This is a genomic window from Pantoea sp. Ae19-2 (genome assembly GCF_059801205.1).
The window spans coordinates 930371-955073 of sequence record NZ_JBCHWE010000001.1; the positions used below are offsets into that span (position 1 = coordinate 930371).

Genomic DNA, 24703 nt, shown 5'->3' on the forward strand with positions numbered 1-24703 from the left:
AGCGTCTGGTGACGCTGCTGAAATCACGCTCAAAAACTCGGCCTCGTGTCGTCCAGGCTTCAGCACTATTTTTAAGAAAATTCCGTAACCTCTCTGAATTGTGCGTAATGTCAAAGATCTGTTATGCCGTTTACGCATTTTCTTGCCTGCAAAGCCAAGCTGAATAACAATCCCTGAAACGTTTCAGCGTTGCTGTGACAACCTTCACCAGGTCAAACAGCAAGATTCAACACCATTGAGCTGAAACGATTCAATCAGCAAGCGAGGAGAATTATGTTCCAGCTCGAATTGCAGGCCATCCATACCGGAGCCAGCGCCCAAAATAAAGAAGATGCGATTCGTCAGGTTGCGGCGGCACTTACCGCTGCGGGTAACGTGGCGGAAGGTTATGTTAACGGCATGCTGGCGCGTGAGCAGCAAACCTCAACCTTTTTGGGTAATGGCATCGCCATTCCTCACGGCACCACCGACACCCGCGATCTGGTGCTGAAAACCGGCGTTCAGGTCTTCCAGTTTCCTCAGGGAATTGCCTGGGGCGACGATCAAACGGCCTATGTCGCGATTGGTATTGCCGCGAAATCTGATGAACATCTGACGTTGCTGCGTCAGCTGACGCACGTACTGAGTGACGACAGCATCGCCGAACAGCTTAAAACGGCCTCTGCTGAAGATCTGCGTGCGCTGCTGATGGGTGAGAAGCAGTCAGCTGAATTCAGCTTCGATACTTCATTAATTTCCCTGGATGTCAGCGCACGTGACCTGATAACGCTGCAGGCCGTCAATGCCGGCCGTTTACAGGCTGCGGGTGTGGTTGATGCCAGCTATGTTGCTGAGGTGGTTTCCAGTAAACCGCTGAGTCTGGGGCAGGGCATCTGGTTAAGCGACAGCGGCAAAGGCAATCTGCAAAGCGGTGTGGCCGTCAGCCGCGCGGCGACAGCCTTTGAACATGAAGGTGAATCCGTGGCAATGCTAGTCAGCGTGGCCGCCGTCGATGACCGCCCGCTGGAGGTACTGGGTTACCTGAGCGCACTGCTGCACAGCAACAAAGCCGACCGTTTGCTGAAAGCCGATGCGGCAGGTGTTTATGCCCTGCTAACCAGCGAAGTTGACGAGCAGGCAGACCAACTGACGGCTGAATTTACTATTCGCAACGAGCATGGCTTACATGCGCGTCCGGGGACCGCCCTGGTGAGCGTTATTAAACAGTTCAACAGCGACATTACGATTACCAACCTTGATGGCAGCGGTAAACCTGCAAACGGACGCAGCCTGATGAAAGTCGTCGCGCTGGGTGTGAAAAAAGGTCACCGCCTGCGTTTTACTGCCAGTGGTGAAGATGCCCAACAGGCACTGACAGCTATCGAAGAAGCCATCAACAGTGGCTTAGGTGAGGGGGCGGCATGACCAGACGTGTTGCAACCATCACGTTGAATCCTGCGTACGATCTGGTCGGTTATACGCCTGAAATTGAACGTGGTGAAGTGAACCTGGTGAAAACCACTGGCTTACATGCTGCCGGGAAAGGCATCAATGTGGCGAAAGTGCTGAAAGATCTGGGTATCGACGTAACCGTTGGTGGCTTTCTGGGTAAAGACAATCAGGATGGTTTTCAGCAGCTCTTTAGTGAACTGGGGATCGCCAACCGTTTTCAGGTCGTGAATGGCCGCACGCGCATTAACGTCAAGCTGACTGAGCAAACCGGTGATGTGACCGATCTTAACTTTTCCGGTTTTCAGGTGACGGCTCAGGACTGGGATCGCTTTACCAGCGACTCATTAACCTGGCTGGGCCAGTTCGACATGGTGTGCGTGAGTGGCAGCCTGCCGGAGGGGGTCGATCCTGATGCCTTTACCCGCTGGATGACTGAACTGCGTACGCACTGTCCCTGCATCATCTTTGACAGTAGCCGCGAAGCGCTGGTGGCGGGCCTGAAAGCCGCGCCCTGGCTGGTTAAACCTAATCGTCGCGAGCTTGAGATTTGGGCAGGGCGCAAGCTACCTGCACTCCAGGACGTGATTGACGCAGCGCACGAGTTGCGTGAGCAGGGCATTGCACATGTGGTGATTTCTCTGGGTGCTGAAGGCGCACTTTGGGTCAATGCCTCAGGTGAATGGATAGCTAAACCGCCGGTGTGCGAAGTTGTCAGCACCGTTGGCGCAGGTGACTCCATGGTAGGTGGCCTGATTTATGGCCTGTTAATGCGTGAATCCAGTGAACATACGTTACGTCTGGCTACTGCGGTAGCCGCAATGGCTGTCAGCCAGAGCAACGTCGGCGTGACCGATCGTACCCAGTTGGCCGCAATGATGGCGCGCGTCGACTTACAACCCGTTAACTGACAGCAGGAGAGCGATAGTGAAAACGCTGCTGATAAAAGATCCTTCAACAGGACTGGCTTCTGCCTACATGGCAAAACAACGTCTGGCCGCTGCGGCTGCTCAGGCTGGTATAACGCTAACCGAAAACCCGGCCGAGGCCGAACTGGTGATCGTCACCGGTAAAACAGTACCAGAGGATGCCGCGCTGACGGGGAAATCCGTGTGGCTGGGCGATGTGCAGCAGGCAGTCAGTGAACCTGAACTGTTCCTGAATCGTGCCAAAACCGAAGCGAAACCCTGGCAAGCCAGCGTGGCAGCACCTGCTGCCGTTACCGCTGTGCCAGCGAATGGGCCAAAACGTGTGGTTGCCGTGACCGCTTGCCCAACGGGCGTTGCGCATACCTTTATGGCGGCCGAGGCAATCCAGGCGGAAGCGACCAAACGCGGCTGGTGGGTTAAAGTTGAAACTCGTGGCTCTGTAGGGGCCGGTAACGCGATCACCCCTGAAGAAGTTGCCGCAGCCGATCTGGTTATCGTGGCCGCGGATATCGAAGTGGATCTGGCTAAGTTTGCGGGTAAACCGATGTACCGCACCTCAACCGGTCTGGCACTGAAAAAGACCGCGCAGGAGCTGGATAAAGCCGTGGCAGAAGCGAAGCCTTATAAACCTTCTGGCGCGCAAAACAGTTCTCAGGAAGAGAAAAAAGAGGGCGGCGCGGGGGCTTACCGTCACCTGTTGACCGGCGTCTCCTACATGCTGCCCATGGTAGTGGCGGGTGGCTTGAGTATCGCGCTGTCGTTTGCGTTTGGTATCACGGCCTTTAAAGAGCCCGGTACGCTGGCCGCTGCCCTGATGCAAATCGGTGGCGGGAGTGCCTTTGCACTGATGGTTCCGGTTCTGGCGGGCTTTATTGCCTTCTCAATCGCGGACCGTCCTGGTCTGACGCCTGGCCTGATTGGCGGTATGATCGCCACCAGCATCAACGCGGGCTTCCTTGGCGGCATCATCGCCGGTTTTATTGCGGGTTATGCGGCCAAACTGATCAGCGGTAAGGTGAAGTTGCCACAGAGTATGGAAGCGCTAAAACCTATCCTGATTATTCCGCTGTTTGCCAGCCTGATCACCGGCTTGCTGATGATCTACGTGGTAGGTAAACCGGTCGCGGGCATCATGAGCGGTTTGACCAGCTGGCTGGCTAACATGGGTACCGCGAATGCAATCCTGCTGGGCGCTATCCTGGGTGGCATGATGTGTACCGATATGGGTGGTCCTGTTAACAAAGTTGCTTACGCATTTGGCGTCGGCCTGCTGAGTTCACAAACCTACGCACCTATGGCCGCGATTATGGCTGCCGGTATGGTGCCACCGCTGGCGATGGGGCTGGCGACGCTGGTTGCGCGTCGTAAATTTAACAAAGGTCAGCAGGAAGGCGGTAAAGCCGCGCTGGTTCTGGGTCTGTGCTTTATTTCAGAAGGTGCGATTCCGTTTGCGGCCCGTGACCCGATGCGCGTCCTGCCATGCTGTATCGTCGGTGGCGCAGTAACCGGTGCCGTTTCCATGGCGATTGGTGCCAAGCTGATGGCACCGCACGGTGGCCTGTTCGTCCTGTTAATCCCGGGGGCGATTACGCCGGTCGTGGGTTATCTGATGGCGATTTTGATTGGTACCGCGATTGCCGGATTAGGCTATGCAGTACTGAAGCGCCCGGAAGAAGAGCTGGCGAAAGCCTGACAGGTAAGACGACAAAGGAGCCGCAAGGCTCCTTTTTCTTATTTCTTAACGTTGTTCTGACTTAAGCCAGGCAATTTCATCTTTCCAGATATCCGGATTAATGGTCTCCAGAATCAGCGGAATACCATCGAAACGCGAATCCTTCATCATCCAGCTAAAGGCGGTTTTACCGATATTCCCCTCACCCAGGCTGTGATGACGGTCAACCCGGCTGCCCAGCGTACTTTTGGCATCATTCAGGTGCATCCCGCGAAGATAGTTAAAACCCACCACGCGCTCAAATTCGGCAAAGGTCTCCGTGCAGGCGGCTTCACTGCACAGATCGTATCCGCCCGCGAAGGCATGGCAGGTATCGATGCAAACGCCGACGCGCGACTTATCTTCGACGTGTTCAATAATGGTCGCCAGATGTTCAAAGCGGAAACCCAGGTTGCTGCCCTGACCGGCGGTATTTTCGATAACGGCGGTCACGCTGTGGGTTTGATCCAGGGCGATGTTAATTGACTCGGCGATGCGCTTTAAGCAGGTCAGCTCATCAATTTGTTGTAAATGACTGCCCGGATGAAAATTCAGTAGCGTCAGACCCAGCTGTTCCGCGCGCTGCATTTCATCTACGAACGCATCGCGCGATTTTTGCAACGCGTCCATGACCGGATGCCCCAGGTTTATCAGATAGCTGTCGTGCGGCAGAATCTGGCCCGGGCCAAAATGGTATTTCTCACAGGCAGCGCGGAAGGCGGCGATGGTTTCGTCTGACAGCGGGGCGGCTTTCCACTGACGCTGGTTCTTCGTGAACAGCGCAAAAGCCGTGGCTTCCAGTTCGTGGGCGCGGAGGACCGCCTGATCCACACCACCCGATGCGCTGACGTGCGCGCCAATATACTTCATGCCGTTCTCCTGAAGGATTTAACTCAGATTGAACGGCATGATACACGATGGCGCTGTGGCAAAGCGCGGTGCGCAGGAAATTTTTAGCGAGGTCAGGAGGAGGCATTATCAGGAATACAGCCGTGCCGCAAAGGGCTCGCTCTTTTCACCCGAATACGCGAAAAGTCTCTGGAAAGGGGCCGGGCGTGAGGCGAAAACGGCCGATGCCGAATCGACCTTGTCTGTCGGAAGAAGACAACGCAGCGGATCAGTGGCGGAGTTTCGCCAATTCATCTTCGGTCAGGCCGGTCATTTTAATCACGGTCGGGCGATCAAGGCCGTTATTTAACATGGTCTGGGCAATCTTCAGCGCTTCTTCCTTCCTGCCTTTTTCAATGCCTTTTTGTTCCAGCTGTTCTGCAATGGTCATCAGAGCCTCTCCGTGTTGCGGCACCCGCTGTGCCAGCTTATGAACAAAGGTTTGCGCATCTGAAGCTTCGCCCACCTGTATCATGTAGTTTACCAGCGATATCACCAGCGATGAAGAGAGATGTTTATGCAGAAGAAGGCTGACCAGGCTGTCAATCAGGGCTGTCAGGTTTCGCTGGTGGATATGCTTTTGCAGTAAGGTTAAGGCGGCCATGCTGCGATGGTGTGCAATCTCCTCGTCAGGGATAATCGTCACATCAACCAAAGGGAAAGCCGTGGTGTACAGTGCGCCCGCGATGTCCGATCGGGCAAATTCATCGAGCCAACAGAGGGAATAAGGATACGGGCTGCGTTTACCGGTATAGAACAACATCGGGATAACCAACGGCAGTGTTTTATGTCCGGCCTGCAGGTGGCGGTGCATGGCGGCAACCGCATAGCGCATCAACCTGAAGGCCATATGTTGATCCGGACCGGACTGATGCTCGATAAGCACGTGGATGTAGCCTTCCCCGGATGCGGTTTTAAGGCTGTAGAGCACGTCGCTGAAATACTGACGCAGATCGTCTTCGACAAACGAACCCGATTCCAGTTTAAGGGTGGACAGGTCGCAAAGGGCGCGTAACGGTTCTGGCAGGTGGATCGCCATAAAATCCCGCGCAATATCGGGCTGTGTCAGAAACTGCCTGAACAGGGCATCGTGAGGCGTTGGCGTGGTGGTTTTTATCTTCATCCGTCCCGGCTCGAAAAAATGACCTGCCTAAAATAGGGCAGACCGGGGCGTTCGCCTAATAACGGCGCAGTAATGTACGGCGCGTCTCGCAAATCCCCGCGAGTGGTGCAGTGAAGGGGAAGTGGCCGCCATAACCGGCCCCGTCAAGGGCCGGTCAGGAAGGGAGAGGGCTGCGTGCTTACGCCATGAGGTGCTGGACCAGCAGATTAATAGTACCGCCACCCACAATCAGCCAGACAAATACCAGTGCTCCTAACAGCACAGGCTTAAATCCGGCAGCGCGCAGGGCAGTAAAGCGGGTAGTTAAGCCCAACGCTGCCATTGCCATGGTCAGCAGGATCCCGCCGAGGGTATTTAATGTGTTAACCCACCCGGCCGGCAACCAGTGCAGAGAGTTGAACAGAGCGACAGCAACAAACATTAAAGCAAACCACGGAAAGGTGACCGGCTGTGCGCTATGCTGTGCTGTCTGTTCACGTCGCAGTACACCGCTCAGCAACAGTAAAAACGGAGCCAGCATCATCACCCGGAGCATTTTCGCAATGACTGCGCTGCTCTCGGTTTCGGGCGCAATGCTGTGCCCGGCGGCGACCACCTGGGCCACTTCGTGGATCGTCGAACCGGTGAAAACACCAAACTGTGTCAGACTGACGGCAGGGAAAAGATGATGAACCCATGGCCACAGCAAGGGATAAACAAAGATCGCCAGGGTGCCAAACAGCACGACCGTTGCCACCGCCACCGCCACCTTTGAGGGGGCCGCTTTCACGACTGGCTCTGTGGCCAGTACGGCAGCGGCACCGCAGATGCTGCTCCCCGCACCGATTAACCACACGGTGTCACGATCGAGCCTGAGCAGGCGCCTGCCCAGCAGGCAGGTTATAAAAAACGTGCTGCTCAGGGTCAGTACATCAATAACGACGCCGCTCAGGCCGACATCCGTGATTTGTTGTAAGGTGATGCGAAATCCGAACAGTATCACGCCCAGCCGGAGCAGTTTTTGTTTGGCCAGCAGTACGCCAGCGTCGCACTGACCGGCCATGGGGGAATAAACACTGTTCCCGATAATGATGCCCAGCATAATGGCCAGAGTTAACGAACCCAGCCCCAGACGCGAGACGGCAGGTACCTGCGCCAGCAGCGCCGTGACGCTGGCAAGGGTACCGCATAGCAACAGGCCTGGCAGCCATTGCTGCACAGTGTGAGATTTTGAAATGCTGATGTCGGCCATGATTACGCTCCTGGTTGAGCACGCATCATCGCGCCAGGTTTGTTAAAAGTGAAATTGATTATATATTTATAATCTACCGCTATAAGTGATAAGGCAGGATATATGCTGTTCGCACGACTGGGGCGCTTCATCACGCTCATCAAAAGAGATGTTTTAACGCTCGCCTATGCCTGCCGCGATCCCCGAACGCCGCTGTGGTGTAAAGGCGCGGCCGTGGGACTCATGGCGTACGGCATCAGCCCCATTGATGTGATCCCTGATGTCATCCCGGTCGTCGGGCTACTCGATGATGCAGTGATCATTCCCACCGGCGTCATGTTGCTGCTGAAAATGTTACCCACGGAAGTGCGCGCCAGCAGCGCAGAGCGTGCCCGGCAGCAGCGTGCACGCGGTAAAACCCTGTTCGGTGTGCTGGGTGTGGTTTTTCTGCTGTGGATAGCCCTGATGGTTTACCTCTTACAGCGTTAGATTCAGGAGTCTCCATGCACATTACACTGCGACAAATCGACGTTTTTACCGAAGTGCTGAAAAGCGGCTCCACCACGCAGGCTTCTCAGGTGCTGGCCTTGTCCCAGTCAGCCGTCAGTGCGGCACTCGCCGATCTGGAAAACCAGCTTGGCGTTCAGCTTTTCGACCGTGTAGGTAAGCGACTGGTAGTGAATGAACACGGCCGGTTACTTTACCCGCGGGCCGTGGGCCTGCTTGAACAGGCGACGGAAATCGAACAGCTGTTTAAAGAAGATAACGGGGCTATCCGAATTTATGCCAGTAGCACAATCGGGAATTACCTGTTGCCGGGGATGATTGCCGGCTACCGCCGTGATTTCCCGACCTTACCTTTAGAGCTGAGCGTGGGAAACAGCCAGGACGTGATCATGGCCGTGTCTGAATTCAGGGTTGATGTCGGGTTAATCGAAGGTCCCTGTCATATGACGGAACTGGTAAGCGAGCCCTGGCTTGACGATGAGCTGGTGGTGTTTGCCGCGCCGGATGCTGCCATTTTACAGCAGCCGGTGACGCTGGCATCGCTGGCGGAGGCCACCTGGATTCTTCGCGAACGGGGTTCAGGGACGCGCGAAATCGTTGATTACCTGCTGCTGTCTCATCTGCCGACCTTTCAACTGGGGATGGAACTGGGCAACTCCGAAGCGATCAAACATGCCGTGCGTCACGGCATGGGCATTAGCTGTTTATCCCGTCGGGTTATTGCCGACCAGCTCAGTGCCGGAACGCTCATTGAGCTGAATACGCCTTTGCCCAATTTGACGCGTACGCTTTACCGTATTCATCACCGGCAAAAACATATCTCAAAGGCGCTGTCACGGTTTTTGTCCTACTGCCGGGAATAACCGCAGGGGGAGGCTGATGATGAAATAAGCGGTTCAACCCCTTGAAATTCAGGGAGACAGGCGCTGCCGCTAATAATCTGCCGCCTATCATGAAGGTAACTTATATCAACGCAGCATTCGCTATACAGTGCGGCCTTTGCTGCTACAATCGCGCCTTATTTTTACCCAGCGTAATGTTTACACATGCATAATGACACAAAAACAACACAACAACCTGCGTTACGACGCGATCTAAAAGCGCGTCACCTCACCATGATCGCCATTGGCGGTTCAATCGGTACAGGCCTCTTTGTGGCATCAGGTGCCACCATCTCTCAGGCCGGTCCAGGCGGCGCGTTACTCTCCTATGCCCTGATTGGTTTGATGGTTTATTTCCTCATGACCAGCCTGGGTGAACTGGCGGCATTTATGCCGGTATCCGGTTCTTTTGCTACCTACGGTGCGAAATACGTCGAAGAAGGCTTTGGTTTTGCCCTTGGCTGGAACTACTGGTACAACTGGGCGGTTACGATTGCCGTTGACCTGGTGGCTTCCCAACTGGTGATGAATTACTGGTTCCCGGACACGCCAGGATGGATCTGGAGCGCTCTGTTCCTGAGCCTGATGTTCCTGATCAACTACATCTCGGTGAAAGGCTTCGGCGAAACGGAGTACTGGTTTTCGCTGATCAAGGTTGTCACCGTGGTGATCTTTATCGTGGTTGGCGTACTGATGATTGTCGGGATTATGCGCGGCGCTGAAAATGCGGGCTGGCATAACTGGCAGGTCGGTGACGCGCCATTTGCGGGCGGTTTCGCCGCGATGATCGGCGTGGCGATGATTGTCGGCTTCTCCTTCCAGGGCACTGAACTCATCGGTATTGCGGCGGGCGAATCAGAAGATCCGGCGAAGAATATTCCTCGCGCGGTACGTCAGGTGTTCTGGCGTATCCTGCTCTTCTATGTGCTGGCTATCCTGATCATCAGCCTGATTTTGCCTTATACCGATCCGCAGCTGTTACACAATGATATTAAAGATATCAGCGTCAGTCCGTTTACGCTGGTGTTCAAAAATGCCGGTCTGCTGTCAGCGGCGGCGGTGATGAACGCGGTCATTTTAACGGCGGTATTGTCCGCGGGTAACTCCGGAATGTACGCCTCAACGCGCATGCTTTATAACCTTGCACGCGAAGGCAAAGCACCGCGTATCTTTGCCCGCCTGTCAAAAGGTGGCGTCCCCCGTAATGCCCTGTGGGCGACCACGGTGGTGGCTGGTCTGTGCTTTTTAACCTCGAAATTTGGCAATCAGGAAGTCTATCTCTGGCTGTTGAATACCTCAGGCATGACCGGCTTTATCGCCTGGCTCGGTATTGCAATCAGCCACTATCGTTTCCGTCGGGGTTACGTTGCGCAGGGCCACGATCTTACTGCGCTGCCATATCGTTCCGGCTTTTTTCCCGTTGGACCGATTTTTGCTTTTGTCCTTTGTCTGATTATCACTCTGGGCCAGAATTATCAGGCGTTCCTGCAGGATAAAATCGACTGGTACGGCGTGGCGGCTACCTATATCGGTCTGCCGCTGTTCCTGCTGATCTGGCTGGGTTACAGGCTGGTGCGGGGTGGTCGGATCGTCAAATATACTGAAATGGAATTTCCCGTCTATAAAGACTAACTATGCCTGAAAGCGCCCGGTGAACGCCGGGCGTTTTTTAAGCTTACGTCATCACTGTTAACATTCCATGAATTGATAATTATTATCACCTGCACTATTGTGGCTGCGTTTTTAATTCTGGAGCCATTACTGGGTTGAATCATGACAACGGAATCCTCGTTGATCGGTGCTGAAGCGGACCATCAGCACACCTTAAAAAACTATCATCAGGTTGTGCGCCGCCGAATCTTCTGGCTGGGTGCGCTGCTGATAGCGATACTCGCCTCACTCGTTCTTGATTTTACGCTCGGTCCGGCAGGGCTCTCTTTGTCCGTGTTGTGGCACACGCTGCTCTCTCCTGAGAGCGTCGATGCAGGTACCCGCGTAATCGTCTGGGATATTCGCCTGCCTTATGCCTTGATGGCGATTGTTGTTGGCCTGGCGCTGGGCCTCGCCGGCGCCGAAATGCAAACGATCCTGAATAATCCGCTCGCCAGTCCGTTCACGCTGGGCGTGTCTTCTGCGGCGGCGTTTGGTGCAGCACTGGCGATTATTCTGGGCATAGGGATTCCGGGCATCTCCGGGCAGTGGTTTATCTCGGCCAACGCCTTTCTGTTTGCCCTGTTTGCCGCGTTGATGCTGGATGGCATTACGCGATGGACCCAGGTGTCATCGTCCGGTGTGGTGCTGTTTGGTATCGCCCTGGTGTTTACTTTTAACGCCCTGGTTTCAATGATGCAGTTTATTGCCAGCGAAGATACGTTACAGGGGCTGGTGTTCTGGACCATGGGCAGCCTGGCGCGCGCCTCCTGGGAAAAGCTGGGCGTACTGAGTGCGGCCTTTGCGCTGCTGGTTCCCTTCTCTATGCTCAGCAGTTGGAAACTTACCGCGTTGCGCCTGGGTGAAGACAGGGCGATCAGTTTTGGTATTGATGTTCGTCGTTTACGCCTGGCCACGCTGCTCCGTATCAGCGTACTGTCCGCGCTGGCCGTCGCCTTCGTCGGACCGATTGGCTTTATTGGGCTGGTGGCACCGCATATTTCCCGCATGATGTTTGGTGAAGATCATCGCTTCTATTTGCCGGCCAGCGCGCTGACCGGTGCCCTGGTGTTGTCGCTGGCTTCTGTGGCGTCGAAAAACCTTATTCCCGGCGCCATCGTGCCGGTGGGCATTGTGACTTCGCTGATTGGCGTACCGTTCTTCCTGAGTATTATTCTGCGTCACCGGGGGACAGTATGAGGGAGCAAGGATTAAGCCTGCGCGGCTTCACGACCGGCTATCCCAAACGCCAGGTCATTGAAAACCTGAATGTGGCGCGCCTGCCGCGTGGGGAAATTACGGTTCTGCTAGGACCGAACGGCTGTGGCAAATCTACGCTGCTGCGTGCGCTGGCCGGACTGAATAAAGGGCAGGGCGAGCTATGGCTCAACGGGAAAGACCTGATGACCCAGCCTTTCGCCCAGCGTGCCAGACAGGTCGTGTATCTGCCCCAGTCGCTGCCGGCTGGCGTTCATCTGCACGTGCTGGAGTCCATTATCGTGGCACAGCGCGCCTCCAGTGGTTTACATAGCGCCGCCAGCGAGGCGGACGTGATGGCGCTGCTGGAGCAACTGGGCATTGCGCATCTGGCCATGCGTTACCTTGACCAGCTCTCCGGTGGACAGAAACAGTTAGTGGGCCTGGCGCAGTCGCTGATTCGTCGGCCTGCGCTGCTGCTGCTGGACGAACCGCTCAGCGCGCTGGATTTAAACTACCAGTTCCACGTGATGGATTTGGTACGGCGTGAAACCGCGCTGCGCAATATGGTCACGGTGGTGGTGGTGCACGATATCAATATTGCCTTACGCCACGCTAAGCATGCGGTGATGCTTAAAGCGGGCAGGTTAATTGCCGAAGGCACGCCGGATAGCGTTATCACCCCAGCAACCCTGGCGCAGGTTTACGGCGTACAGGGCCGCATTGAGCACTGTTCACGCGGTACACCGCAGGTCATGATTGACGGGCTGGTACAGGAAGGACTGTCTTGAAATCAGGGGATTGCACTGGCAATCCCCTGTGTGAGATCACCCTACCAGCAGGTGTTGCGCATGGAAGCGCAGGTGATCTTCGACAAAGCTGGCAATGAAGAAGTAGCTGTGATCGTAGCCAGGCTGGATGCGCAGGGTCAACGGGAAGCCCATTTCCTGCGCGATCGCTTCTAAGCGCTCCGGCTGCAGTTGATCCGCCAGGAACTGATCGCTGTCGCCCTGATCGATCAACAACGGCAGACGATGCTGAACCTCCCGCATCAGCTGGCAGCTGTCGTAGGCGAGCCAGGCCTGGCGATCGTCCCCCAGATAGGCCGTGAATGCTTTCTGGCCCCAGGGAACCTCACAAGGGTTAACGATGGGCGCAAAGGCGGAAGCCGACGCAAAGCGGTTTCCCAGACGTAATGCCAGCATCAGCGCACCGTGTCCGCCCATGGAGTGGCCCATTATCGACTGACGTTCACTGACCTTAAAGTTATCGGCAACCAGCTCAGGCAGCTCGTCACTCAGGTAGTCGAACATACGGTAATGATCCGCCCAAGGCTGTTGCGTGGCGTTGAGGTAAAAACCTGCGCCCTGGCCCAGGTCATAGCCTTCGTCATTCGCAACCTGCTCACCGCGTGGGCTGGTGTCCGGCATGATTAACACCAGGCCCAGCTCGGCAGCGACACGCTGTGCGCCAGCCTTGGTGGTGAAGTTCTCGTCGTTGCAGGTCAGGCCCGCCAAAAACCACACCACCGGCGGCGGGGAATCACCGCGCGGACTCGGCAAATAGATACTGAACGTCATCGGGCAATGAAGCACCTGAGACTGATGACGCCAGCGCTGCTGCCAGCCGCCAAAAATACGATGCTCTTCCAGCAGCTCCAGAGTAGATGTCATAGATAGCGCCCCCGGTTACTTGTTAAAATGCACGACGGAGCGGATCGATTTCCCTTCATGCATTAAATCAAAGGCGTCATTAATCTCTTCAAGCGGCATGGTATGGGTAATGAAATCGTTCAGCGCGAATTTCCCATCAAGATAATCCTGCACGATACCGGGAAGTTGTGAACGGCCTTTCACGCCACCGAAAGCAGAGCCACGCCAGACGCGGCCGGTTACCAGCTGGAATGGACGCGTTGAAATCTCCTGACCTGCGCCTGCAACGCCGATGATCACCGACTCGCCCCAGCCCTTGTGGCAGCACTCCAGAGCAGAGCGCATCACATTGACGTTACCGATACATTCAAAGGAATAATCCACGCCGCCGTCGGTGAGTTCAACAATCACGTCCTGAATCGGCTTGTCATAGTCTTTCGGGTTAATCAGATCGGTGGCACCCAGCTTACGCGCCAGATCAAACTTACTGGTGTTGATATCAACACCAATAATGCGGCCCGCTTTGGCCATTTTCGCGCCGATAATCGCCGACAGACCAATGCCGCCCAGCCCAAAGATGGCAACGGTATCGCCTTCTTTAACCTTGGCGGTGTTCATCACTGCGCCCATACCGGTGGTTACGCCACAACCCAGCAGGCACACTTCTTCCAGTGGCGCTTCTTTACTGATTTTCGCCAGGGAGATTTCAGGCACGACGGTATATTCAGAGAAGGTTGAAGTGCCCATGTAGTGGAAAATCGGCTTGCCGTCTTTAAAGAAACGCGTGGTACCGTCAGGCATCAGACCTTTGCCCTGCGTGGTGCGGATGGCCTGACACAGATTCGTTTTACCGGACAGGCAGAACTTACATTGACCACATTCTGGCGTGTAAAGCGGGATCACGTGATCGCCCACTTCAACGCTGGTCACGCCTTCGCCGACCGCTTCAACAACGCCACCGCCTTCGTGACCCAGAATCGCCGGGAACACGCCTTCAGGATCGCTGCCGGACAGCGTATACGCATCCGTATGGCAGACGCCGGTGGCGACGATACGTACCAGCACTTCCCCTTTCTGCGGCGGCATAAGATCCACTTCTTCGATTTTTAGCGGTTCGCCTGCGGCCCAGGCTACGGCGGCACGGGTTTTGATCATGTTCATGCAATCCCTCTTCCAGTCAGATTGTGACGCGATGTGGCGTCTGGATAGTCGTGATAAGTTAAAAATAGCGCGAAAACTCTATTCCGCCGCCTGCAATGGATGCATCAGCTCGTCATTGAGCGGACGATCGTGAAATTGTTCAATAATAAGATACTTCAGCGCCTCAACGTTGGGCGTGAAGGCATCGCGTCGCCACATCAGCCAGGTAGCGGTGTTGCGATATTCCGCCGGCAGGCTGTGTACCTGAACACGGGCGCGGTCTGGCATCTGTTTCAGCACCGACGCGGGAATCATAGCCACGCCCGCGCCGCCTGCGACACAGGCCAGCATGGCATGGTAAGACTGAATTTCCATCACGCTGTGAGGCGCGGCCTGGCTGTCGCGGTACCAGGCTTCAAGTTTAACCCGGTAAGAACAGCTGTTGCGAAAGGCAAACAGAGTATCGTCTTGCGTGTCGCGCGCGCAGGTTACCGGGATATGATCAAGATCGGTGATCAAGACCATCTCCTCGCGAAAGGCAATACAGCCATTCAGATCGTCGTGCTGAACCGGGCCATCGACCAGGGCCGCGGCCAGCGTGCCTTCACGTACTCGATCAATAATTTCCCCTGAGGTGCCCGTGATCAGCGATAAGGCGACAGCAGGAAAACGCTGATGGAAGGCAGCCAGAAGGCCAGGCAGGCGCGTCGCGGCGGTACTCTCCATCGAGCCAAGTGCAAAATTCCCGCCGGGTTTACCCGCTCGGGTCATATTTAATGCTTCATCACTCAGGGCCAGAATACGCTGGGCGTAGTTAAGGAAATTATGGCCCATGGGCGACAGGCGAATGCGCTGTTTTTCGCGAATAAACAGATCGACACCCAGTTCCTCTTCCAGCTGACGCAGACGCGTCGTGAGGTTGGAGGGAACCCGATGCAGTTGTTCCGCAGCACGGGCCAGGGAACCGCTTTCTGCCACGGAACAGAACATACGTAACTGAACTAAATCCATAGTGTTCTCTTCCTGTAAACAAGTTGATTAAGATTATTCACTTTTTGTGAGTGTAAGCATCGTTCATGCTATAAGCAAGTTTCTGTGTAAAAAACTGAGGTGGCAGATGGCGTTTCGCGTGGCAATAAGTGCATTTTTGACGTTGTTTGTTGTAATGGGAATCGGGCGCTTTGCCTTCACCCCGCAGGTTCCCCTGATGATTCAGGCGCACCAGTTAACGCTGACCAGCGCCAGCCTTGTGGCGGCGTTAAACTATCTGGGCTACCTGTGCGGGTCTTTCGATGCCATGCGCGCACGCCATAAGGTCGCGTTGCGTCTGCAACTCGGAACGTGGGGCGCCGTGGTGCTGACGGCACTGTCGGCCTTTGCCGACGGGCCGTGGTGGCATGGCGTTATTCGCTTTGCCATCGGCTGGGCCAGTGGATGCGCCCTGGTGCTGGCGGCGGCGTGGAGCAACGAGCAGTTGCATCAGTATGGTCGTCCGGGGCTGTCGGCAGCCGTCTTTGCCGGACCGGGTGCAGGCATTTTTATCAGCGGTCTGCTCGCGGTGAGCTTGCACAGATATCAGGTCTCAGCGGCGCTGGCCTGGTGGGTTTATGCCGCGCTGGCGGCGGTATTGGTGGCGCTCATTAGCCGAAATCTGCCGCGCAAGGCTGAGCTACATCGTCCGGAGCAGGCACCGCCATCGCTGGTGCTGACCCGTAACCTCCGGCGGCTGGTCCTGAGTTACAGCCTGGCGGGATTTGGCTATATTCTCCCCGCGACATTTCTTTCACAAATGGCTGCAGTGCGTTTTCCAGGCAGTGCTGTGGCACAGTTTGTCTGGCCGATATTCGGCGGTGCGGCGGTCATCGGTATTGTTCTGGGCATTGTCACGCGCAAGACGGGGAGCAGTCATGCCCGCCTGGCGGTGGCCCTGTGGGCACAGGCGCTGGGAGTGCTGGCGGCCGCATTGCTGCCGGGATTCAGCGGGCTGCTTATCGGCGCGCTGCTGGTCGGGGGCGGCTTTCTGTGTGTGGTACAGCTGTCTTTGCTCTGTGCTCGTGAACTGGCACCGCAGCATATGCGTTATATGGCCGGCTTGCTGACAACCGGCTACGCAGTTGGGCAACTGGCAGGGCCTATGCTCTCCTCGCTGTCAACGCTGTTTCTTCATCGTCTCGAACCCGCACTGTGGGTGGCGGGGGCCAGTCTGATCGTCGCAGGGCTTCTGGTCTGGCGGCGGGACGCGTGAAAAGCTTTCATCTCCAATCGGATTGATTGCTGGATTCCCTGCACAGAAAGTTTCACAATACGCACTCAGAAATATGACCCGCTGGCAACAGACGGCGGGCGCAACACCTGCCGGAGAAGAGTAAGATGAGCACCTTGAGTCAGGAAGCTGCACTGGTCCACGAAGCGCTGCTGGCGCGTGGGCTGGAAACGCCGCTGCGCGCACCCACGCGTGAAATAGACGATGAAACGCGTAAGAGCCTGATTGCAGGCCATATGACGGAAATCATGCAGCTGCTGAATCTTGATCTTGAAGATGACAGCCTGATGGAAACCCCGCATCGCATCGCCAAAATGTATGTCGATGAGGTCTTTTCCGGTCTCGATTATGCCAACTTCCCCAAAATCACGCTCATCGAAAACAAGATGAAAGTGGATGAGATGGTGACGGTTCGCGACATTACGCTGACCAGCACCTGCGAACATCATTTTGTGATTATCGACGGGAAAGCCACCGTCGCGTATATCCCTAAAGATAAGGTGATCGGCTTATCCAAGATCAACCGCATCGTGCAGTTCTTCGCGCAGCGGCCTCAGGTGCAGGAGCGTTTAACACAGCAGGTCCTGCTGGCGCTGCAAACGCTGTTGGGAACGAATAACGTTGCCGTTTCGATCGATGCCGTTCACTACTGTGTGAAAGCGCGCGGCGTGAAGGATGCCACCAGCGCCACGACCACGACCTCGCTGGGTGGGCTGTTTAAATCCAGTCAAAATACCCGTCAGGAATTCCTGCGCGCGGTGCGTCATAACTAAAGCTGACGGGCGGGTGCGACGGTCGCCCGCCTGAGACATCAGGATCCCACATGCAACGCTACCTCGTGCTGGATTTTATTCGGGGCTGTGCCATTCTCGGCATTCTGTTGTTAAATATTATTGGCTTTGGTTTACCTTCTGCTGCCTACCTTAATCCTGCCTGGCAGGGCAGCATCACTCTTTCTGATGCCTGGACGTGGGCTATTTCCGATGTCTTTGCCCAGCTTAAATTCCTGACGCTATTCGCCCTGCTGTTCGGAGCAGGCCTGCAGATGCAGCTGTCACGCGGTAGCCGCTGGCTGACTGCCCGTTTATCCCTGTTAGTGATGCTGGGATTGATTCACAGCGTATTTATCTGGGAAGGCGATATCTTGCTGGATTACGGCATTATCGGGCTGGTTATCTGGCGTATGCTGCGCGATGTTCCCTCTACCCGGGGGTTAATTAACACCGGAATTCTGCTCTATCTGATGGGATGCGCCGTGTTGCTGGTATTTGGCTTGATCTCCAGCCCTGAACCGTCGCCCTCATGGCTCCCGGGCGCTGCAGAGATCCAGTACGAGCAGTTCTGGAAGCTCACGGGCGGTCTGGCCGCCGTGCAGATTCGTTTAGATCACCTTTCTTCGGGATTGATGGCGCTGGTGGCCCAGTACGGCTGGCAACTGGCGGGACTGATGATGCTGGGGGCGGCGCTGGTGCGCAGCGGATGGCTGAAAGGAACCTTTCCGCTACAGCACTACCGACGCGTTGCCGCGCTGTTGCTGCCGCTGGGTTTGCTGATGGCGGCGGCGGGCGTTGCCGCACAGTGGTGGGTTCACTGGGACTACCGCTGGAGCGCGTTTTATCTGCAACTGCCGCGCGATCTGGCCAGTCCACTCATCAGCCTCGGCTATACGGCATTGTGTTTCGGCTTTTGGTCTTCGGTCCAGCGCTGGCGGCTGAGTTATGCCATTCGTTGCGTAGGTCGAATGGCGCTCAGCAACTACCTGTTGCAATCCCTGATCTGTACCACGCTCTTTTATCGCTTCGGCGAGTTTATGCATTTCTCACGCCTGCAGCTGGTGATGCTGGTGCCAGTCATCTGGTGCGTTAACCTGCTGTTTTCCGTGCTGTGGCTGCGTTACTTCCCGCAGGGCCCCCTCGAATGGATCTGGCGTCGTCTGACGCAGATTGCCGCAGGCGCACCGTCCACTTCCCCCTCTGAAAGATAATGACCGCCATCACAAAGGTTACAGAATTGTATGTAACCGTTTTCATTGATGTGACGTAATTCACGCTGTGTGGCGATCTTCCCTGACAAAATAGCGCCGGTGTTGTAACTGGCGTAATGCCTTATCTCTCTGGAAGTGCTGCATGATAACGATTCGTGATGTTGCGCGTCAGGCCGGTGTGTCAGTGGCCACCGTTTCGCGCGTACTAAATAACAGCAGCGCGGTCACCGCTGAAACACGTGACGTCGTGTTACAGGCGGTTGACGCTCTGGGCTATCGCCCAAACGCCAACGCTCAGGCGCTGGCTACCCAGGTGAGTGATACCATCGGGGTGGTGGTTATGGATGTTTCCGACCCCTTTTTCGGCGCGCTGGTGAAGGCGGTAGATACCGTGGCACAGCGCGTGCACAAGCATGTTCTGATCAGTAACTCCTGGCACCATGAAGAAAAAGAACGCCACGCCATTGAAGTGTTGATACGCCAACGCTGCAATGCGCTGGTGGTGCACGCGAAAACGCTTTCAGACGCCGAACTGGCCGATTTTATGAGCCAGGTGCCCGGTATGGTGGTGATTAACCGTAGCGTGCCGGGTTTCGAGCATCGCTGTGTCAGCCTTGATAATGTAACGGGCGCATTGATGGCCTCAAGAATGCTGCTGCAACAGGGGCATTGCCGCATTGGCTATTTGTGTTCCAGTCATCCCATTGAAGACGTTACACAGCGGCGTGAAGGCTGGCTGCAGGCCCTGGCAGAGCAGGGGATTCGTCCGCAGGAAAGCTGGATAGCCAGCGCCGAACCCGACATGCAGGGCGGCGAAGCCGCAATGGTTGAACTGCTGGGGCGTAATCTCAATCTGAGCGCCATATTCGCCTATAACGACAGCATGGCGGCAGGCGCGCTTACGGCCCTTAAAGACAACGGAATTCAGGTCCCTCAGCATTTTTCCGTAGTGGGCTTCGACGATATTCCGATTTCACGATACACCGATCCGCAGCTGACCACCGTTCGCTATCCTATTGTTTCAATGGCAAAACTTGCCACGGAGCTGGCGCTTCAGGGGGCCGCGGGCTGTATCGACAGCAGTGCAAAACACATCTTTATGCCGACGCTGGTACGCCGCCATTCCGTAGCGCAAAAGCAAATTGTGGAGTCCGTCACTAATTCAGGCGATTCCACGATGTAACCGTTTTCAATCTGTGATTGTATTCACAGTTAATTAACATTGCTATCACTATGATGGCAGCGTCTTACAGTACTGAAACATTATGTAACGCCACTCTCCTGTTGAGGGCACCGGCCTGGTCGCCGGTTTACATGGTTCATGACACGCACTATGGATGCAGTAGCCTACACGGAAGTCACGGAAGTTGAGTTTTGCATGGCACAGCAGTGGCTCAGCCTGATAGAGAGCGCATCCTGCCTCGCCGAATAATTCTACCTGATGTTCTAACGCCATCTGCGCGGCAGAACAAAAAAAGACCCTGCAAAAAAACCGGAGATACCATGAATAAGAAGGTTTTCACGCTCACAGCACTGGTTGCCAGCATGATGTTTGGTGCAACGGCGCATGCCGCTGACACGCGTATCGGCGTAACCATTTACAAATACGACGACAACTTCATGTCGATGGTACGTAAAGATATCGAGAAAGAAGCCAAGACGCTGGGCGGTATTCAGCTGCTGATGAATGACTCGCAGAACGACCAGTCTAAACAGAACGATCAAATTGACGTGCTGATGGCAAAAGGCGTGAAAGCGCTGGCAATTAACCTGGTCGATCCGGCGGCGGCCGCGGTGGTTGTCCAGAAAGCCCGTGCTAACGACATTCCCGTGGTGTTCTTCAACAAAGAGCCAAACGCGAAAGTGCTGGCCAGCTATGACAAAGCTTATTACGTGGGGACAGACTCAAAAGAGTCTGGTGTGATTCAGGGCAAACTGATTGAGAAGCACTGGAAAGCAACCCCGGCCTGGGACCTGAATAAAGACGGTGTGATTCAGTTCGTTCTGCTGAAAGGCGAGCCGGGTCATCCGGATGCGGAAGCGCGTACCAAATACGTTATCGATACGCTGAACAAAGACGGTGTTAAAACCCAGCAGTTAGCGATGGATACGGCAATGTGGGATACCGCTCAGGCGAAAGATAAGATGGACGCCTGGCTGTCAGGCCCTAACGCCAAGAAAATCGAAGTGGTTATCGCCAACAACGATGCCATGGCAATGGGTGCCGTAGAAGCGCTGAAAGCACACAACATGTCTTCCATCCCTGTCTTCGGTGTGGATGCGTTACCTGAAGCACTGGCGCTGGTTAAGTCAGGCGCAATGGCCGGTACCGTGCTGAATGACGCGGAAAACCAGGCGAAAGCCACCATCGACATGGCCAAGAACCTTGCAGATGGCAAACCGGCGACGGCAGGCACCAACTTCAAGATGGTTGATAAGATCGTACGCGTACCTTATGTACCAGTTGATCAGGAAAACCTGTCTCAGTTCCAGAAATAACTCTTTGCAGACGGGCGCGGCAGCTGCTGCGCCTTTTTTATGTCATCACCGTTTTGTAGCCAGGTAAATTATGGCCAGTGATAATACGACCGCGCAGCGCGAATATCTGCTGGAAATGACCAACGTCAGTAAATCATTTCCCGGCGTGAAAGCTCTCGACAACGTTAATTTAAAAGTGCGGCCTCACTCCGTTCATGCACTAATGGGTGAAAACGGCGCTGGTAAATCGACATTGTTAAAGTGTTTATTTGGTATCTATAAAAAAGATACAGGCAGCATTCTTTTTCAAGGGCAGGAAATAGATTACAAAAGCTCCAAAGAAGCGCTGGAAAACGGCGTGTCGATGGTGCACCAGGAATTAAACCTGGTATTACAGCGTACCGTGATGGACAACATGTGGCTTGGGCGTTATCCACGCAAAGGCTTTTTTGTCGATCAGGACAAAATGTACCGTGATACCAAAGCGATTTTCGACGAGCTGGATATTAATATCGATCCGCGTGATAAAGTCGCCCATCTCTCCGTCTCGCAAATGCAGATGATTGAGATTGCCAAAGCATTTTCCTATGACGCCAAAATCGTGATCATGGATGAACCGACTTCTTCGTTAACCGAAAAAGAAGTTAATCATCTGTTCACGATTATTCGTAAGCTCAAAGATCGCGGCTGCGGAATTGTTTATATCTCGCATAAAATGGAAGAAATTTTCCAGCTGTGCGATGAAATTACCATCCTGCGTGATGGCCAGTGGATTGTGACTCAGCCGCTTGAAGGGCTGGATATGGATAAGATCATCTCCATGATGGTTGGGCGCTCTCTCAGTCAGCGCTTCCCGGATCGCACCAATGTTCCGGGTGAAACCATTCTGGAGGTGCGCAATCTGACCTCGCTGCGTCAGCCCTCAATTCGCGATATTTCTTTTGATTTACGTAAAGGGGAGATACTCGGCATTGCCGGGTTAGTGGGTGCAAAACGTACCGATATCGTTGAAACGCTGTTTGGCATTCGCGAAAAATCGGGCGGCACAATTAAACTGCATGGTAAAACGATTAACAATCATACCGCCAATGAAGCCATTAACCATGGTTTTGCGCTGGTAACTGAAGAGCGTCGTTCTACCGGTATTTACGCTTTTCTGGATATTGGATTTAATTCCCTGATATCCAATATCAAAAAATATAAGAACAGTATTGGTCTGCTGGATAATAAACGCATGAAAAGCGATACCCAATGGGTTATCGACGCTATGCGGGTAAAAACGCCAGGGCATCATACGCAAATTGGTTCACTTTCTGGTGGTAACCAACAGAAGGTCATTATTGGTCGCTGGTTGCTGACTCAGCCTGAAATCTTAATGCTTGATGAACCCACGCGCGGTATTGATGTGGGGGCCAAATTCGAAATTTATCAGCTGATGGCTGAGCTGGCGAAGAAGGAAAAGGGCATCATTATTATCTCTTCCGAAATGCCAGAGTTGCTGGGCATCACCGATCGTATTCTGGTAATGAGTAACGGTCTGGTCGCCGGCATTGTTGATACGAAAACGACCACGCAGAACGAAATATTGCGTTTAGCGTCATTACACCTTTAATGAAGTAAGGGCTGTTAACATGAAAGCGACTACAAAAAAGAATGCGCTAACCTGGCTGAAAGAGGGCGGCATTTATGTCGTACTGCTGGTACTACTGGCTGTTATTATTTTCCAGGATCCGACATTTTTAAGTTTAATGAACCTGAGTAACATTCTGACCCAGTCTTCGGTGCGTATTATTATCGCGCTGGGCGTGGCGGGGCTGATTGTGACCCAGGGTACTGACCTGTCTGCCGGGCGTCAGGTGGGGCTGGCCGCCATTGTGGCCGCCTCATTGCTGCAATCCATGGATAACGTCAACAAAGTGTTTCCGCATCTGGAAACCGTGCCGATTCCGGTCGTTATCCTGATTGTTTGTGTGATTGGTGCCGTTATTGGTCTGGTGAATGGTGTCATTATTGCCTATCTGAAAGTGACGCCTTTTATCACTACGTTGGGTACCATGATCATCGTTTATGGCATTAACTCACTGTATTACGACTTCGTTGGGGCCTCACCGATTGCGGGCTTCTATGATGGCTTCTCAACTTTCACACAAGGCTTCCTTCGTTTCGGTGATTTCAAACTGTCTTACATCACCTTCTATGCAGCGATTGCTGTCGTGTTTGTCTGGATTCTGTGGAACAAAACGCGCTTTGGTAAAAACATTTTTGCTATCGGGGGTAACCCGGAAGCGGCAAAAGTGTCAGGTGTGAACGTTAACCTGAACCTGATCCTGATTTATGCCTTGTCAGGCGTGTTTTATGCCTTCGGCGGTATGCTGGAAGCGGGTCGTATCGGCTCAGCCACGAATAACCTCGGTTTCATGTATGAACTGGATGCTATCGCAGCCTGCGTAGTCGGTGGCGTGTCCTTTGCCGGTGGTGTCGGTACGGTGGCCGGTGTGGTGACCGGGGTGCTGATCTTCACCGTCATCAACTACGGTTTGACCTATATCGGTATCAACCCTTACTGGCAGTACATCATCAAGGGCGGCATCATTATCTTCGCTGTGGCGCTCGACTCGTTGAAGTACTCGCGTAAAAAATAACAGCAGTGGCAATGATGCAAGCGGCCTCAGGGCCGCTTTTTTTGCGCCCTTTTACGCGGTGTTGTGGGGTTCGCTCATCGTCGGGGCGCTGTTTCTTTCATGGCACAGGCTCAACGTCACGGTGCGCAACCCTGAATTGGCTGGCGGACGTCGCCGCAGCCTTCCCGTTTCATTTCTGACAGCAGCATCAGGCGGGCGGGGGAGCCATAAGCCATTCCGGGCTCATCTGTTACTGAAACGCGGGTAAACGGGATGAATTACTGACGGCGTTTCTGTTCCAGTTCCAGTAGCTGTTCTGGCGTCACGGCAGGATAGCTCTGTGCATCTTCAGGAACTTCATGTACAGCCGGGATCGGCACCAGCGGGCCAAGGAAACGCGGTTCGCGCTTCAGTAAAAACAGATCGGCCAGCGCACCCAGCCGCGCACCGACTTCACGCATTCGTACGCTGAGCATATTTTTAGGAGACGGAACCGCATAGCACTGCGCCTGAATCCCCAGGTGCAGGGCAATAAACAGCGCCCGTTCGCAGTGAAAACGTTGGGTAATGATAATAAAGTCGTTGGTGTCGAATACCTTACGCGTACGGACGATAGAATCCAGCGTACGGAAGCCCGCATAGTCCAGCACAATATCAGCAGGATCGACGCCACCTTTGATGAGATCGCGCCGCATAGTCATGGGTTCGTTGTAGCTTTGCTGCGCATTGTCCCCGCTCAGCAGCAGGTAGTTCACCTTTCCACTGTTATAGGCGTTAAGCGCGCCCTGCATGCGGTACAGGTAATACTGGTTAATCACGCCGGTGCGATAATATTTGGCCGTGCCCAGTACCACCCCGACCTGACGGTGGGGAAGGGATGCAAGGTTGTCATAGATATAGGGTGCCGTTTTCCAGCTGATCCAGCGGTCCAGGCCGAGCGCCGTCGCCACCATCGTTAAGATGATGAAAAGCAGAGCAATGAAAACGCGTTTCAACATGCGCCTGAGCACTCGAGATCCGAAGTTTGGGTGGGACAAGGCT

Annotated in this window: 22 protein-coding genes; 15 read left to right on the forward strand and 7 right to left on the reverse strand. The window is 54.5% G+C overall.

All coding sequences use genetic code 11. The annotated features are described in order from the left end of the window. Nucleotides 1-273 precede the first annotated feature (273 nt). Genes fruB through fruA form a run of 3 tightly spaced genes read left to right on the forward strand, consistent with a single transcriptional unit; the run spans nucleotide 274 to nucleotide 4050 of the window. Nucleotides 274-1404, forward strand: a complete 1131-nt coding sequence (gene fruB, locus AAIE03_RS04360) for a fused PTS fructose transporter subunit IIA/HPr protein (RefSeq protein ID WP_014605419.1) — start codon at nucleotides 274-276, stop codon at nucleotides 1402-1404. Beyond that, complete coding sequence (gene fruK, locus AAIE03_RS04365) at nucleotides 1401-2339, forward strand: 1-phosphofructokinase (protein WP_013026437.1); 939 nt, start codon at nucleotides 1401-1403, stop codon at nucleotides 2337-2339. The genes fruB and fruK overlap by 4 nt, the downstream gene beginning before the upstream one ends. Nucleotides 2340-2355: 16 nt before the next feature. Continuing rightward, on the forward strand, nucleotides 2356-4050 hold the full coding sequence (fruA, locus tag AAIE03_RS04370) for a PTS fructose transporter subunit IIBC (RefSeq protein WP_015699904.1): 1695 nt from the start codon (nucleotides 2356-2358) through the stop codon (nucleotides 4048-4050). A 45-nt stretch (nucleotides 4051-4095) separates the two neighbouring features. Here the strand turns inward: fruA and nfo are convergent, their stop codons facing one another. The 3 genes from nfo to AAIE03_RS04385 form a co-directional block, all read right to left on the reverse strand. Next, on the reverse strand, nucleotides 4096-4938 hold the full coding sequence (gene nfo / locus AAIE03_RS04375; RefSeq protein ID WP_013026435.1) for a deoxyribonuclease IV: 843 nt from the start codon (nucleotides 4936-4938) through the stop codon (nucleotides 4096-4098). A 247-nt stretch (nucleotides 4939-5185) separates the two neighbouring features. Next, the gene (locus AAIE03_RS04380) at nucleotides 5186-6079 is read right to left on the reverse strand and encodes an Rpn family recombination-promoting nuclease/putative transposase (RefSeq protein ID WP_019106549.1); all 894 of its coding nucleotides are present in this window, start codon (nucleotides 6077-6079) and stop codon (nucleotides 5186-5188) included. Between the two features lie 178 nt (nucleotides 6080-6257). Continuing rightward, nucleotides 6258-7310, reverse strand: coding sequence for a YeiH family protein (locus AAIE03_RS04385; RefSeq protein ID WP_014594116.1), 1053 nt, complete (start codon nucleotides 7308-7310; stop codon nucleotides 6258-6260). Nucleotides 7311-7412: 102 nt separating this feature from the next. Between AAIE03_RS04385 and AAIE03_RS04390 the strand changes: the two genes are divergently transcribed. The 5 genes from AAIE03_RS04390 (at nucleotide 7413) to AAIE03_RS04410 (ending at nucleotide 12315) form a co-directional block, all read left to right on the forward strand. Then, nucleotides 7413-7778, forward strand: coding sequence for a YkvA family protein (locus AAIE03_RS04390; RefSeq protein ID WP_013026432.1), 366 nt, complete (start codon nucleotides 7413-7415; stop codon nucleotides 7776-7778). A gap of 14 nt (nucleotides 7779-7792) precedes the next feature. Continuing rightward, a complete protein-coding gene (yieE, locus tag AAIE03_RS04395) occupies nucleotides 7793-8659 on the forward strand; it encodes a DNA-binding transcriptional regulator YeiE (protein ID WP_014594115.1) in 867 nt (288 codons plus the stop codon). A 183-nt stretch (nucleotides 8660-8842) separates the two neighbouring features. After that, complete coding sequence (locus AAIE03_RS04400; RefSeq protein ID WP_014605424.1) at nucleotides 8843-10309, forward strand: amino acid permease; 1467 nt, start codon at nucleotides 8843-8845, stop codon at nucleotides 10307-10309. Between the two features lie 141 nt (nucleotides 10310-10450). Next, the gene (locus AAIE03_RS04405) at nucleotides 10451-11527 is read left to right on the forward strand and encodes a FecCD family ABC transporter permease (RefSeq protein ID WP_116584648.1); all 1077 of its coding nucleotides are present in this window, start codon (nucleotides 10451-10453) and stop codon (nucleotides 11525-11527) included. Then, nucleotides 11524-12315, forward strand: a complete 792-nt coding sequence (locus tag AAIE03_RS04410; protein ID WP_015699905.1) for an ABC transporter ATP-binding protein — start codon at nucleotides 11524-11526, stop codon at nucleotides 12313-12315. The genes AAIE03_RS04405 and AAIE03_RS04410 overlap by 4 nt, the downstream gene beginning before the upstream one ends. Before the next feature lie 36 nt (nucleotides 12316-12351). Here AAIE03_RS04410 and fghA read toward each other — a convergent pair whose 3' ends face one another. From fghA to ptrR, 3 genes are all read right to left on the reverse strand, one after another. Then, entirely contained in the window at nucleotides 12352-13197 is an 846-nt protein-coding gene (gene fghA / locus AAIE03_RS04415) for an S-formylglutathione hydrolase (protein WP_013026427.1), read from the reverse strand. 15 nt (nucleotides 13198-13212) lie between these two features. Beyond that, nucleotides 13213-14337 (reverse strand): S-(hydroxymethyl)glutathione dehydrogenase/class III alcohol dehydrogenase, encoded by a 1125-nt coding sequence (locus AAIE03_RS04420; protein ID WP_015699906.1) that lies wholly within the window; start codon nucleotides 14335-14337, stop codon nucleotides 13213-13215. A gap of 78 nt (nucleotides 14338-14415) precedes the next feature. After that, entirely contained in the window at nucleotides 14416-15327 is a 912-nt protein-coding gene (gene ptrR / locus AAIE03_RS04425) for a putrescine utilization regulator PtrR (RefSeq protein ID WP_013026425.1), read from the reverse strand. 106 nt (nucleotides 15328-15433) lie between these two features. On the opposite strand from ptrR, the gene AAIE03_RS04430 reads away from it, so the two are divergent. The 7 genes from AAIE03_RS04430 to mglC all read left to right on the forward strand — a co-directional run bounded on the left by AAIE03_RS04430 (nucleotide 15434) and on the right by mglC (nucleotide 23683). Further along, on the forward strand, nucleotides 15434-16561 hold the full coding sequence (locus AAIE03_RS04430; protein WP_498562819.1) for a YbfB/YjiJ family MFS transporter: 1128 nt from the start codon (nucleotides 15434-15436) through the stop codon (nucleotides 16559-16561). Nucleotides 16562-16686: 125 nt separating this feature from the next. Beyond that, nucleotides 16687-17352 (forward strand): GTP cyclohydrolase I FolE, encoded by a 666-nt coding sequence (gene folE / locus AAIE03_RS04435; protein ID WP_014594111.1) that lies wholly within the window; start codon nucleotides 16687-16689, stop codon nucleotides 17350-17352. Between the two features lie 50 nt (nucleotides 17353-17402). Continuing rightward, nucleotides 17403-18563 (forward strand): DUF418 domain-containing protein YeiB, encoded by a 1161-nt coding sequence (gene yeiB / locus AAIE03_RS04440; protein WP_013026422.1) that lies wholly within the window; start codon nucleotides 17403-17405, stop codon nucleotides 18561-18563. A gap of 142 nt (nucleotides 18564-18705) precedes the next feature. Continuing rightward, nucleotides 18706-19746: an HTH-type transcriptional regulator GalS gene (gene galS / locus AAIE03_RS04445; protein ID WP_013026421.1), complete on the forward strand. Its 1041-nt coding sequence runs from the start codon at nucleotides 18706-18708 to the stop codon at nucleotides 19744-19746. Nucleotides 19747-20066: 320 nt separating this feature from the next. Continuing rightward, the gene (gene mglB, locus AAIE03_RS04450) at nucleotides 20067-21062 is read left to right on the forward strand and encodes a galactose/glucose ABC transporter substrate-binding protein MglB (RefSeq protein ID WP_013026420.1); all 996 of its coding nucleotides are present in this window, start codon (nucleotides 20067-20069) and stop codon (nucleotides 21060-21062) included. Between the two features lie 70 nt (nucleotides 21063-21132). Then, nucleotides 21133-22653 carry a galactose/methyl galactoside ABC transporter ATP-binding protein MglA gene (mglA, locus tag AAIE03_RS04455; protein ID WP_029570284.1) on the forward strand — a complete coding sequence of 507 codons (1521 nt, stop codon included), beginning with the start codon at nucleotides 21133-21135 and terminating at the stop codon, nucleotides 22651-22653. Nucleotides 22654-22672: 19 nt separating this feature from the next. Further along, on the forward strand, nucleotides 22673-23683 hold the full coding sequence (gene mglC, locus AAIE03_RS04460) for a galactose/methyl galactoside ABC transporter permease MglC (RefSeq protein WP_013026418.1): 1011 nt from the start codon (nucleotides 22673-22675) through the stop codon (nucleotides 23681-23683). A 257-nt stretch (nucleotides 23684-23940) separates the two neighbouring features. Here the strand turns inward: mglC and sanA are convergent, their stop codons facing one another. After that, entirely contained in the window at nucleotides 23941-24660 is a 720-nt protein-coding gene (sanA, locus tag AAIE03_RS04465; protein ID WP_014594108.1) for an outer membrane permeability protein SanA, read from the reverse strand. Nucleotides 24661-24703: the final 43 nt, after the last annotated feature.